This window comes from Methylocystis sp. MJC1 (genome assembly GCF_026427715.1).
In the GTDB taxonomy this organism is placed as follows: Bacteria; Pseudomonadota; Alphaproteobacteria; order Rhizobiales; family Beijerinckiaceae; genus Methylocystis.
The window spans coordinates 350,329-362,573 of the sequence record NZ_CP107558.1; the positions used below are offsets into that span (position 1 = coordinate 350,329).

Genomic DNA, 12,245 nt, shown 5'->3' on the forward strand with positions numbered 1-12,245 from the left:
TTTTCTTTTGACCCTTGATTCGAGGCCCTTATGCAGTTCGAAGACACCGAGATCCCTGCGGTCAAGATTGTCAAGCCGAAGAAGCACGGTGACGCGCGCGGCTTCTTCTCCGAGGTCTACAAGGAATCCGACTGGAAGAACGCAGGGCTCGACTACACCTTCGTCCAGGACAATCATTCCTTTTCGTCGCCGGTCGGCACGCTGCGCGGCCTGCATTTCCAGACCGCCCCCTTCGCGCAGGACAAGCTCATTCGCGTGATTCGGGGGCGAATCCTCGATGTCGCCGTGGATATCCGTCGCTCGTCTCCGACCTTCGGCAAGCATGTCGCCGTCGAACTCTCGGCCGAAAATTGGCGTCAGCTTCTCGTGCCGATCGGCTTTGCGCATGGCTTCGTAACGCTGGAGTCCGATACGGAGGTGCTCTACAAGGTCACGGCGCTTTATTCCGCGCCGAATGATCGCGGGTTGGCCTTCGACGATCCAGATTTGGGCATCGATTGGCCCCTGCCGCCGGGCGGGGCCATTCTCTCCGAGAAAGACAAGCATTGGCCGCGCCTGCGCGATCTCGCGGATGCCTTCGCGTGAGCCTTACGCTCCCGCGCCTCTCTGATTGATTGCCTGTAGTCTCGAGGAAATATTATGCGTGGCATCGTTCTGGCCGGCGGCTCCGGCACCAGGCTTCATCCCATGACGCTGGCGGCCTCGAAGCAGTTGCTGCCGGTCTACGACAAGCCGATGGTCTATTATCCGCTGTCGGCGCTGATGCTCGCGGGCGCCCGAGAAATCCTGATCATCTCGACGCCTGAAGATCTCCCCGCCTTCAAGCGCCTGCTCGGCTCAGGCGCGCAATGGGGCGTTTCTCTGACTTATGCCGAACAGCCCCGCCCGGAAGGTCTCGCCCAAGCCTATACGATCGGCGCGCCCTTCGTTGAAGGGCACAATTCCGCGCTCGTTCTCGGCGACAATATCTTCTATGGCCACGGCCTGACGACGGCCCTGAACGCCGCCTCGGCGCGATCGGAAGGCGCGACGGTCTTCGCCTATCATGTCAAGGATCCCGAGCGTTATGGCGTCGTCGAGTTCGGTCCGGACGGAAGGGCTCTATCGCTCGAAGAAAAGCCCGCTGCGCCGAAATCCAATTGGGCGGTGACCGGGCTCTATTTTTACGATTCGAGGGCGCCGGAATATGCCGCCTCGCTGAAGCCCTCGCCACGCGGCGAGCTGGAAATTACCGATCTCAACCGAATCTACCTCGAATCCGGCGCGCTGAACGTCGAACGTCTCGGCCGCGGTTTCGCCTGGCTGGATACCGGCACGCCGGCGTCCCTGCTGGAAGCGGCGCAATACGTGCAAGCGATCGAACAGCGGCAGGGCCAACGCGTCGCCTGCCTTGAAGAGATTGCCTTCATGCAGGGTTGGATCGACGCGCAGGCAATGCGCGAGGCTGCCGCGCGCTTGGCGAAAAGCGGATACGGCGGCTATCTGCTCCAAGTCTTGAAGGAAGCCGAGGACTCCCGTCGACCCAGTTAAACCGGCTTCTCTTGAAAGAGGCGTGTGGCCAACGGCTGCGAGGACGTTTGCGCATTCCTGTAAATTGAACCCTCTTGGCGGCTTTTCGCAGCGGCGCCTTGAGGCTTTCTCGTTTCGGTTGCTATAGGGCGACCGTTTAGATCGCCTCCCCTGGGCGGCTCAGATCGCCCTGCGCACGCCCGCGCCCGAGATTGTCCATCACCACAATGCCATTCGGCGCGAGCGGCAGGACGAGAACCTCTCTGACGTGGTCGTTGCGAGACGATCACTCGCGAGGTTTGCCGTCGATCTGCCAAGCGCGCACCCTTACGGTGAAGAGTAAAGGGCCGGCCTGCCCTCGATATGCGGCCTGCGTTCTCAGAGAGAGGCCGTGCGAGCAGGGTCTTTTTGGGCCACGCGCAAATGCTAGTTGATCACAAATACAACCTAGAGTAGTATTCAGGCAGTTGCAATTGTGCCGGCGCCGTTTGGGCTCCGCGTACACCGGATAGCTTGGAGCCTTTTCGGCAGGCTTCGGACCAGACAGGTCCTTATTTTTATGATGCGATAGGAGGCTGGGGTGGCTGAAAGAGTATTATCAAACGAGGCTTGGGAGGCTGTCGCCAGTGTTTTACCTGGAAAAGAGGGCGATCCAGGGTGCCATGGGCGCGACAACCGTCTCTTTCTGGAGGCTGTTTTTTGGATTGCCCGCACCGGGGCTCCGTGGCGCGACCTGCCGCCTGAATTTGGCAAGTGGTATACGACTTATACGCGATATCACCGCTGGGCAAAGAAGCGCGTGTGGCCACGCGTTTTCGAAGCGCTGCAGAAGGCCGGCGCGGTTGATTTGCTCCTTTACGCCGACAGGCTTAGCTGGGCCGAGCAGGCGCCGCCGCCGGCTGCGGAGAACGCGCCGCCACAGCAATTTGCCGCCTAGCGCGCCGCCGCTACTGCGACTGCGACTGGGTCTGTGTCAGCGTGGCCCGGAGCCTGACCTCCGTCATTTCCCCAACGCTTCCTGCGTGAGCGGCGCGGATTGGGGCGGCGCTCAGAAAGTCCAGCGCGATCGCCAAGCGAATGTGTCTTTCGCTGGGCGAGACGCGATAGACTGGATCAAATCCTACCCACCCGAGATTTTCGACATAGGCCTCCGCCCAGGCGTGGCCGACAATCTCCTGATCGCCGTCGTCGCGGAGATAATAACCGCTGACGTAGCGCGCGGGTGCGCCAATCGCGCGGGCGCCGGCGATGAAAAGATGCGCGAAGTCCTGATGCACACCCTTCCGGCGGTCGAAGGCGTCCGCGGCGGTCGTCGCGACGCTGGCCGCATCCAAATCGACTGCCATTCGCTCGTGGATGGCTGAAAGCAACGCGTGGAGAGAACCCAGCCTCTCGCCTTTTTTGGCCGCTGCTGTGCGGGCGAAGTCGATGACCGCAGGATTGGGGGCGGTGAGTGGCGTCTGGCGCAGATAGAGCGTGGGCGGAAAGCGCTCTGGGGCGCCTGAGGCGACGCCGGCTGTGTCGAAGGTCGTAACATCGCCCTCGACCATGACCGTGATCGACTCAAAGGGGCCGTCGGCCGTGAAGCGATGCACGACATTGCCAAAGGCGTCCTCCGACGCGATCAGGCGGCAATCGCGGTCGACGTCGATGCGCCAGCTTTTGATATGCTGGCCGTCGTAATTGCGAGGCGTCAGCCGCAAATGCTGGATCGCGGCTTTCACGGGCTCGAGGTAGCGGTAAGTCGTTTCGTGGCGGATGCGGATACGCATAGGAGGCTCGTCGAAAAGGCGCGGCTCGGCGTGTCACATCGACCCGTCGCGTCGGTTTCATCTCGTCATCTAGCCAGCAAAGCGGCGAAACTAGAAGAGATATTGCTCCGAGATCAGCGTTCCGAGGCGGTTGTTTTCGCTGATGAAGCTTTGAATGAACTCGTGCAGCCCGCCCTGGAAGGCCTGCTCCATGGTCAGTGTTTCGAGCTTGCCGTACATATTGCGCGCCTGACGCTGCGCTGCGCCCTGCCGGCCGTGAGCGCGCGCGAGATTGTCGAGATTGCGCACGATGCTCTCATAGCAGGAGATGAGCGAGCGCGGCATCTCCGGGCGCAAGATGAGCAGGTCGGCGACCAGCCAGGGCTGCATGCTCGTGCGATAAACCCAGTGATAGGCGGTGTGCGCCGAGACGGCGCGCAGGATTGCCGCCCATTGGAAGTAATCGAGCGATCCGCCGATCACCTCCTTATCGGGCAGCAAAACGTGATATTTCACGTCCAGAAGCCGAGCCGTGTTGTCGGCGCGCTCGATAAATAGTCCGACGCGCGAGAACCAATAGGCGTCGTTGCGCAGCATGGTGCGATAGGCGCCGCCGTCATAGATGAGCGAAGTTTGCTTGACGAATTCGAGGAAGCGCCCGAGCTCGTCAGCCGAATAGGCGCCGCGGCGGGCCTCCATCGCCTTTAGTTCGAGATAGGCGCCGTTGATCGCCTCCCACATCTCCACCGTTAAAGCCGTGCGCACAGCGCGGGCGTTGGTGCGGGCGGATTCGATGCAGTTTCGGATCGAGCCCGGATTGTCGCGCGAGAAGGTCAGGAACTCGATTACATTGCTTTCGGTGATCGGCTTGCCTGTCTGCTCGAAGGCCTGCGCGGCTCCAGAGGAGAGAAGCACGCTTTCCCATTCGGTCTCCGCGCCGCCATAGGCTTTCGGCAATGTCGCAAGGCGCCGGGACGCCTCGATGGCGCGAGCGAGGAAATCGGCGCGCTCCATATAGCGCGCGAGCCAATAAAGATTGTCGGCGGTGCTTGAAAGCATAGGGCGTTCCGTTTGCGCGCGCTCGCGGCTGATGTCCCGTCTAATGGTCTCGAGTGGGGCAGGGAGATGGGAGGCGGCCTCGCCGATTTCGTGGCTGCGCCGCTCGAATTCATCGAAGGAGGGGCGGGCGTCCAACATCATGCTTGCCCCAAAATCGCGTCGTCGATCACCCAGGTGTCTTTGGTGCCGCCACCCTGACTGGAATTCACGACGAGCGATCCTTCCGTCATCGCGACGCGGGTGAGGCCTCCCGGCACGACGCGGACGCCATTCGCTCCCTGCAGCACGAAGGGTCGCAGATCGACATGGCGCGGCGCGATGCCCTCGGCGACAGAGATCGGGCAAGTCGAAAGCGCAAGTGTCGGCTGCGCGATGAAATTATCGGGTTGCGCTTGCAGCTTCGCCCGGAATTCTTCGATCTGCGCCTTAGAGGCATGCGGACCAACGAGCATGCCGTAGCCGCCGGAGCCATTGACCTCTTTGACCACAAGCTCGTCGAGATGGTCGAGCACATAGGAAAGCGCCTCCGGCTCTCGGCAGCGCCAAGTGGGGACGTTCTGCAGCAGCGGCTCCTGCTCGAGATAGAAGCGGATAATGTCCGGCATGTAAGTATACATCGCCTTGTCATCAGCGACGCCGGTGCCAACTGCATTCGCGAGCGTCACATTGCCTGCGTGATAGGCGCCGATCAGCCCGGGGACGCCCAGAGCCGAATCCGGGCGGAAGGTAAGCGGATCGAGGAAATCGTCGTCGATTCGGCGGTAAATGACGTCGACGCGACGTGGCCCCTCGGTCGTGCGCATATAGACGACGTCGTCCTTGACGAAGAGATCACGCCCTTCGACGAGCTCCACGCCGAGCTTGTCGGCCAGGAAGGAGTGCTCGTAATAAGCGGAATTATATTGTCCCGGCGTCATCAGCGCGATGGTCGGCTCGTGTGACGCGCGGGGCGGCGCGACGGAGCGCAGCGTCGCGAGCAGCTCATCGGGATAATCCTCGATCGGCGCGACGCGATGCATGCCGAAGAGATCGGGGAAAAGCCGCATCATCACTTCGCGGTTTTCGAGCATATAGGAGACGCCGGACGGCGTGCGGGCGTTATCTTCCAGCACATAGAACCCATGGTCGTCGGTGCGCACGATGTCGACGCCGGCGATTTGCACATAGACGTCATGCGGGACGCGACGGCCCGCCATCTCGGGGCAATAGCCGGGATTACGATAGACGAGCTCAACCGGGATTTTGCCGGCTTTGAGGATTTCGCCTTTGCCGTAAATATCCTTGAGGAAAAGGTTGAGCGCCGTGACGCGCTGCACGAGCCCCTTTTCCAGCGCCGCCCATTCGCTTCGGGCGATGATCCGCGGAAGAATGTCGAAGGGAATGAGGCGCTCCGTGGCCTCTTGCGCGCCGTAGACGGCGAAAGTGATGCCGATGCGCCGGAAAAGGAACTCGGCTTGTTCGCGGCGGGAGGCGAGGAGTTCTGGTGGCGTGCCGGCGAGCCATTGGGAGAGTTTTTGATAAGGAGCGCGGGTAAGGCCGTCGTTGCCACCCATCTCATCGAATTGCGTCACGCGTTGATCCACTTGTCGACGCTCCTCTCTCTACCGCGCGCCCTTTTTTCCAGGCGGTTCGGTCTCTTGCTGCTAGGCTGAGAGACAAGAAGCATGCCAGCCGGGCGGCTTCCGCCGGTCAGAGGATCCATATGGGCGCGGAAAGCAGGGCAATCTTCGCTCTCGGGTAGTCGCTTTTCGCGCTAAGCCGAGTTCATGAATACTTCGCGACGCGCGGGTCACAACCGTACGCCCGGCGAACGGTCGCATCCCCGTTTGCGTTGAGCAATTGAGCAACGCGTCTCTGGAAAGGCAGGTTCGTCTCTCTTCGTTCTCGGCGCTCGCTCAAGCCAGCGATTTGGGAATGCAGAAGATCGACGCTTTTTGGGTTCCTGATCGCGCCTTCGGCCAGTCGGGGAAGATAACTCCCAGCCCGAGCCGCGCAGGCCGGTCCTAGCCGGACAGAAGATAGGCGTGGATTTCTTTTTCGAACTCCGGAAAATAGCGCGAGATCACGCTCACGTCGAAGCGCGAGAGTATCGCCTCCTTGGGCTCTCGGTCGAGGAGGAAACGGAAGGCCGCTTCGATAAATTCCTCGGCCGTCACGCCAGCGCCGAGCCGCTCGAAATCACCCTGCGACAGAGTCACGCGATGGCGCGTTTCGCGCTTGGCGTCGCTTACCGAGACGTCGAAGGCAAAGCGTTCGTCCGCGCGCGTGACTGTGATCGTCGCGCTCACAGCGTCGCCTCGATCTCCCTTTCGAGCGATTGGGGCGTATCGGTCGGCGCGTAGCGCCTGACGACCTTTCCGGTTTTATCGACGAGAAACTTGGTGAAGTTCCACTTGATCGCCTCGGAGCCGAGAATCCCCGGCGCCTCGCGCTTCAGGAATCTATAAAGCGGATGCGCATTCTCCCCGTTCACCTCGATCTTTGCGAACATGGGAAAGCTCACGCCGTAGGTCGTCGAGCAGAAGGACTCGATGTCGCTCTCCGAGGCCGGCTCCTGCGCGCCGAACTGATTGCAGGGAAAGCCGAGCACCACGAGACCCTTGTCGGCGTATTTCTTGTAAAGCGCTTCCAGCCCCGCATATTGGGGCGTAAATCCGCACTTGCTCGCCACATTGACGATGAGAAGCGTCTTGCCCTCAAAATCACGCAAGGACTTCGTGGCGCCATCGATCGTTTTCGCCTCGATATCGTAAAGCGTCATGCGCGCCTCCTTTGAAAAAGAGGCTCGCATAAAATCGCCCCTCACGCCACCAGGCTGTCGGCGGGGGCTTCCGCTCCCTCTTCTTCGAGGCCGTATTCCTTCATCTTACGATAGAGCGTCGAGCGTCCAATCCCGAGTCGTCGGGCAATCTCCGACATTTGCCCGCGATAATGGGTGAGCGCGAAGCGGATCGTCTCTTTCTCCAAATCATTGAGTTTGCGCATCTCGCCATTGGGCGCGAGAAGCGGCAGCACATTCGGGTCGCGGATTTCGACGCGCACGATCTCGCGCTCGCGTGGCGCATCGACAGGCGGCGCAAATACGGGTGCTGGCGGAACGCGCACGTCGTAGCCTTCGACATGCGCCGCAATCTGCGGAAACTCGGCGACGGTCAGCTCGTCGCCTTCGGAAAGCACGACGGCGCGGAAGACCGTATTCTCGAGCTGCCGCACATTGCCGGGCCACTCATAGCTTGTGAGCAGCGACAGGGCCTCCGCGGTCATGCCGCGGATGTTGCGTCCTTCCTCCGCCGCAAAGCGCGCCGCGAAGCGTCGCGCCAGATCGGCGATGTCCTCGCGCCGCGAGCGCAGCGGCGGAATGCCGATCGGAAAGACATTCAGGCGGTAGAAAAGGTCTTCGCGGAACTCCCCGCGTTTGACCTGTTCGATGAGATTACGATTCGTTGCCGAGATCAGGCGGATATCGACGCGCAGAGGACGTTTGGCGCCGATGGGGTCGATCTCCCCTTCCTGCAGCGCGCGCAGCAGCTTGACCTGAATGTCGAGGGGCAATTCGCCGATTTCATCGAGGAAAAGCGTCCCGCCGTTCGCCTCCAGGAACTTGCCGGCGTGCTTTTCCGTTGCGCCGGTGAAGGCGCCCTTCTCGTGCCCAAAGAGGATCGATTCGACGAGATTAGCCGGCAAGGCGCCGCAGTTGACGGTGACGAAGGGCTTGCCCTTGCGGTCCGAGCCGCCCTGGATGGCGCGCGCGACCAGCTCCTTGCCGACTCCCGATTCGCCCTCGATCAGCACCGGAATATTGGAATGCGCGGCGCGCTCGCCGAGCCGGATCACGCGCTGCATCTCCGCGCTGCGCGACACCAGATCCTTGAACGTCAAAGCCCCTTGCGCGCGGCGGCTGATGTGGCGGACCTCGCCTGCGAGCGCGTCGGCCGAAAGCGCGTTCTTGATCGAGATTTGAAGCCGCTCCGCGCCGACCGGCTTCACCACGAAATCATGCGCGCCGGCGCGCATGGCGGAAATCACCGCCTCGATTGATCCATGGGCTGTCTGCACGATCACTGGCGTCGTGATCTTGGCGTCGCGCATGCGCGTCAACACGCCCATGCCGTCGAGATCGGGCATGACGAGGTCAAGAATCAAGAGCGCAATAGGGTCGGCTCCGGCCCGCGTGAGCCGCGCCAGCGCCTCCTCGCCGCCGTCGACCGCCTCGGCTGCGTAGCCAAACCGCTTGACCATGGCCTCGAGCAGGCGGCGCTGCACCGGATCGTCGTCGGCGATGAGAATTATGGAGGTCATTATTATTCCTGGCGCCCGGCTTTCGCCGCCGCGGCGATTTGTGGCCCGGGGCGCATCGTTGCGAAACAGGGTAAAGTTCTGGTTAATCCAAGCCTTGGATTGCGTCATCATGGGACGCGAAAGGGGTGACAGTGCCCGTTTCTTGGAGCGTTCGCCCCTGGCGACCGCGCTTGCCCTTAGTCATTGCTTTTGGTATCGCCCTGGCGACGACAGCTAAGCTTCGCCGTCAATTTCTAGTGCAAAATTCGAGGTTCTATCTAATGCGCAGTCGGCCCCTTCTCGGCTTTGCTTTTGCTCTCTGGTCTTCTGGCTGCGCTACCGAATATAGCCGCGATGGCATAGGGCTGGCCGGTGGGGCCGAGGCCCAAATGATCACCAACGACACTGCAAGAATATCTGCACGCGGAAACGGTTTTACCGACAAGGCGAGAGTCCAGGATTTTATCCTGCTGAAAGCTGCGGAGACCGCCTCGGCGCGAGGGTTTACGCACTTCGCTGTTGTTAGCTCAGAAGACGCCTCGACCGAATCCTCATACACGACGCCAAGCACAGTGCAGACAAGGGTTTCTGGCAACACTGCCTACACCACCTATAGGCCAGGGACGCGCAACACCGTGGTTGAGCCGGGCGAGGATGCGATGGTCAAGTTCTGTAAGCAGGGCAAGGCTGACGCCTGTTCGGGCATGCTGCCCGCGAATGAAATCATTCAGAACCTCGGGTCGAAATACTTCGCTAAGAATTAGACCTGACGCCCAGCTCTGCGTTTTGTCGCCGCGGCGATTTTTGCCTGGGGCGCAGCGTTGCGAAATAGGGTAAAGTTCGGGTCAGTCAGAGCCTTGCGCTGCGTCATGCTGGGACGCAAAGCACCGATTGCCTCAGTCCCGCGCGCCGGAATCCCGTGATTTTGCAGGCATGAGCGCAAATGCGGGCGCATTCCTTTTCACGTGCAAAGTTTGAAACCCCGGCGGTTCGAGGGCGTTAAGTGCCTTCGAGCGCGGGAGAGCAATCATGAGCTTCACGAAATCGATCCAAAAAGACTTGGCCAAGTCTGGCGCCGCCGTCGGAACCGGCGTGTCGCAGTGGCTCGACGGACGCGGACCTGTCGAAAAAGCTGCAACGCGCGCCGGGTCCGCGCTCACCAAGGCAGCCAGACCGGGCCGAAGCGTTTCGGCTATCGTCGGTTCGGCAGCGGTTGGGCTCGCGGCTGCGATGGGAGCGCTCGCCTATTACAACATCCGCAAGACGCGCCAGGACGAAAGCAAGCATCCCCCGATTGGTCGGTTCATCGACGTCGACGGCGTACGCCTGCACTACATCGACAAGGGGAAGGGCGAGGTCGTGACGCTCATACACGGCAACCTCACGCTTGCCGAGGATTTCCTTTTGAGCGGCATCGTCGACAAGCTCGCGGAGCGCTACAGGGTTATTGTCTTCGATCGCCCCGGCTTCGGATATAGCGACAGACCCCATCGCGTATGGACGCCTGGCGCCTACGCCGAATTGTTGCAGAAGGCATTTTCGCAGCTCGGCGTCGAGCGCGTGACAATCGTCTCCCACTCCTTCGCTTCGCTGGTCGCCTTGGACCTCGCGCTCCAACACCCAGCGCTGGTCGAAGGGCTGGTGCTGATCGCAGGCTATTTCTATCCGACAGCGCGAGCGGACGTGTTTTTCATGTCCTTCACAGCAATCCCCGGCTTCGGCGATGTTATGCGCTACACGATCTCGCCGCCTCTCACGCGGCTTTTCCTGCCTGGCGTTCTGCGGTGGCTATTCTCGCCTGCCCCGGTCACGGAGAGATTCGAGAAAGGGTTCCCGAATTCCTTTGCGGCGCGGCCCGTCCAAATCGGCGCGGAAGCGGATGATAGCGTGCTGATGGTGGCCTCGGCGATGCAGCTGCAAGCGCGCTATGCCGAGCTAAAGCTCCCGATCGTCCTACTAGCGGGCGACGGCGACAAAATGGTTGACTTGGATCGCCAGTCGAGGCGCTTCCACGAGGAGACGCCGCAAAGCGAACTCATCGTGATCCCAGGCGCTGGCCACATGGCGCACCACACTGCGCCAGACCAAATCGTGGCGGCGGTTGATCGTGTGGCGAGCCCGGAGACGAAGCCGGTTCAGAGCAAGAAGATGCAGGAGCCAGTTACTTCCTGGTCCAACAGGAGCTAAAGCGGCGGTCGTTGAGACTGCCGCCCTAAGCAAGACTTACTGGTCGTCGCGCGGCAGCAGGGGCTCGCCGCGCGGCCGTGGGCCGATCGCCTGCGGCGCCGCGGCTTGCGTCACCGGAGTCTGCGAATAATCCGGCGCGTCGGCGACCCGCGCGTTCAGCCCGTCGCGCTGATAGATGTCCTCGCGGAACTGGGTGATCCCATCCGGCGTGCCCCAGGCGGTGATATACACCCAATAGACCGGCACGGCGGGGTTGATCTTCACGTCGATGCGCTCGCCCGAGGCAATGGCGCGGTCGATGGCGTCGCGGTCCCAGCCCGGCGTTTCGCGCAGCAGGAAGGCGACGTAATCGCGCACATTCTGCAGGCGGATGCAGCCCGAGGAGACGAAGCGATAGTCGTCGCCGAACACGCCCTTGGCCGGCGTGTCATGCATATAGACGCCGTAAGGGTTGGCGATGTCGATGCGCACCACGCCGAGCGAGTTGAAGTCGCCGCCAATGTCCTGGCGGAACTTGTAATTGAGCGCGTCGAGCGAGCGCCAGTTGATCTGCTCGGGCTGCAGCTCCTGGCCTTCCTTGTTGTAGACGCGGATATGGTTGTCGTGCAGGTAGTTGGGGTCCGCCTGCATCTTGGGGATCAAATCCTTGCGTATGACCGAGGCGGGCACCGTCCAGAACGGGTTGAAATTGACCTGATAGGCCTTGGTCTGCATCACCGGCGACTGGCGGTCGATCTTGCCCACGCCCGCGATATGATGCGAGACGACCTGACCCGCCTCCACCGTCTCGACCTGCGCCGCCGGAATATTGGCGGTGACGTAGCGATTGCCGAGATCATGCGAGAAGCTGCGCAGGCGCACGAGATTGGTCTCGAGCTGGCGCAGACGCGTCTCGGCGGGGACATTCAGCGCAGTGAGCGTCTGCTGGTTGACGACGCCGGTTTCGATAATGCCGTGGCGGGCCTGGAAGCGGCGCACTGCGGCCTCGACATAGGAATCGAAAACCGGGCTCGTGCCGGTTTCGGCGCCGATGTCGCCCGAGACGATGAGGCGGCGGCGCAGCGCCGACACCGCCGGGCCGTTGGAGCCGAGCCGCAATTGCTGGTTCGGCACCGCCGCCCAGCCACCATTGGCGACGATTTCACGGTAACGTTCGATCGCGGCTTCGGTCGCGGCGACAGTCGCTTCGGAAAGGATCGGGGTGGTCGAGCGCGACACGGTCAGACGCGCGTCGGCGTCGTAGCGCTGAGCCCATTCGGCCTGCCCGGTCTCCGCGCGCGCGGAGAAGGCCGCGCCGAGCGCGAGGCAGAGGGAAAGGGGAAGTATCGCCGATTTATGCACTGTTCGCTCCAGTCGCAGTCGGTTCCGCGGCCGCGGAGGGAAAAGGAAATGCGGCGCCGCCCAAGGCTGCGCGGGCTGAGGTCCATATGATCTGCAGCTTCGGAGTTAACAAGGCCCGAA

General features: G+C 61.8%; 12 protein-coding genes and 1 pseudogene. 6 read left to right on the forward strand and 7 right to left on the reverse strand.

What is annotated here, in order from left to right:
- Positions 1-30 precede the first annotated feature (30 nt).
- From rfbC to OGR47_RS01760, 4 genes and pseudogenes are all read left to right on the forward strand, one after another.
- Positions 31-585 (forward strand): dTDP-4-dehydrorhamnose 3,5-epimerase, encoded by a 555-nt coding sequence (rfbC, locus tag OGR47_RS01745; RefSeq protein ID WP_165052669.1) that lies wholly within the window; start codon positions 31-33, stop codon positions 583-585.
- Positions 586-639: 54 nt separating this feature from the next.
- Positions 640-1,530 carry a glucose-1-phosphate thymidylyltransferase RfbA gene (gene rfbA, locus OGR47_RS01750; RefSeq protein ID WP_165052667.1) on the forward strand — a complete coding sequence of 297 codons (891 nt, stop codon included), beginning with the start codon at positions 640-642 and terminating at the stop codon, positions 1,528-1,530.
- A gap of 559 nt (positions 1,531-2,089) precedes the next feature.
- A pseudogene (locus OGR47_RS01755) lies at positions 2,090-2,335 on the forward strand (transposase); the annotation flags it as partial.
- Positions 2,309-2,446 carry a hypothetical protein gene (locus tag OGR47_RS01760; protein ID WP_246729714.1) on the forward strand — a complete coding sequence of 46 codons (138 nt, stop codon included), beginning with the start codon at positions 2,309-2,311 and terminating at the stop codon, positions 2,444-2,446. The pseudogene OGR47_RS01755 and the gene OGR47_RS01760, both read left to right, overlap by 27 nt.
- Positions 2,447-2,456: 10 nt before the next feature.
- Here the strand turns inward: OGR47_RS01760 and OGR47_RS01765 are convergent, their stop codons facing one another.
- The 6 genes from OGR47_RS01765 to OGR47_RS01790 all read right to left on the reverse strand — a co-directional run bounded on the left by OGR47_RS01765 (position 2,457) and on the right by OGR47_RS01790 (position 8,618).
- Entirely contained in the window at positions 2,457-3,281 is an 825-nt protein-coding gene (locus OGR47_RS01765) for a transglutaminase family protein (RefSeq protein ID WP_165052663.1), read from the reverse strand.
- A gap of 90 nt (positions 3,282-3,371) precedes the next feature.
- Positions 3,372-4,319, reverse strand: a complete 948-nt coding sequence (locus OGR47_RS01770; RefSeq protein ID WP_165052864.1) for an alpha-E domain-containing protein — start codon at positions 4,317-4,319, stop codon at positions 3,372-3,374.
- Positions 4,320-4,456: 137 nt separating this feature from the next.
- The gene (locus tag OGR47_RS01775; protein WP_165052661.1) at positions 4,457-5,902 is read right to left on the reverse strand and encodes a circularly permuted type 2 ATP-grasp protein; all 1,446 of its coding nucleotides are present in this window, start codon (positions 5,900-5,902) and stop codon (positions 4,457-4,459) included.
- A gap of 420 nt (positions 5,903-6,322) precedes the next feature.
- Positions 6,323-6,607, reverse strand: a complete 285-nt coding sequence (locus OGR47_RS01780) for a hypothetical protein (RefSeq protein ID WP_206527451.1) — start codon at positions 6,605-6,607, stop codon at positions 6,323-6,325.
- A complete protein-coding gene (locus tag OGR47_RS01785) occupies positions 6,604-7,080 on the reverse strand; it encodes a glutathione peroxidase (protein WP_165052660.1) in 477 nt (158 codons plus the stop codon). Before OGR47_RS01785 ends, OGR47_RS01780 begins: the two co-directional genes overlap by 4 nt.
- A gap of 41 nt (positions 7,081-7,121) precedes the next feature.
- Complete coding sequence (locus OGR47_RS01790) at positions 7,122-8,618, reverse strand: sigma-54-dependent transcriptional regulator (protein WP_165052657.1); 1,497 nt, start codon at positions 8,616-8,618, stop codon at positions 7,122-7,124.
- Between the two features lie 170 nt (positions 8,619-8,788).
- Here OGR47_RS01790 and OGR47_RS01795 point away from each other — a divergent pair, with 170 nt between their 5' ends.
- Together OGR47_RS01795 and OGR47_RS01800 are read left to right on the forward strand one after the other, a co-directional pair.
- A complete protein-coding gene (locus OGR47_RS01795) occupies positions 8,789-9,361 on the forward strand; it encodes a CC0125/CC1285 family lipoprotein (RefSeq protein ID WP_165052653.1) in 573 nt (190 codons plus the stop codon).
- 265 nt (positions 9,362-9,626) lie between these two features.
- The gene (locus OGR47_RS01800; protein ID WP_246729712.1) at positions 9,627-10,784 is read left to right on the forward strand and encodes an alpha/beta fold hydrolase; all 1,158 of its coding nucleotides are present in this window, start codon (positions 9,627-9,629) and stop codon (positions 10,782-10,784) included.
- 36 nt (positions 10,785-10,820) lie between these two features.
- Here OGR47_RS01800 and OGR47_RS01805 read toward each other — a convergent pair whose 3' ends face one another.
- Positions 10,821-12,125, reverse strand: a complete 1,305-nt coding sequence (locus OGR47_RS01805; RefSeq protein ID WP_246729711.1) for a L,D-transpeptidase family protein — start codon at positions 12,123-12,125, stop codon at positions 10,821-10,823.
- Positions 12,126-12,245 lie beyond the last annotated feature (120 nt).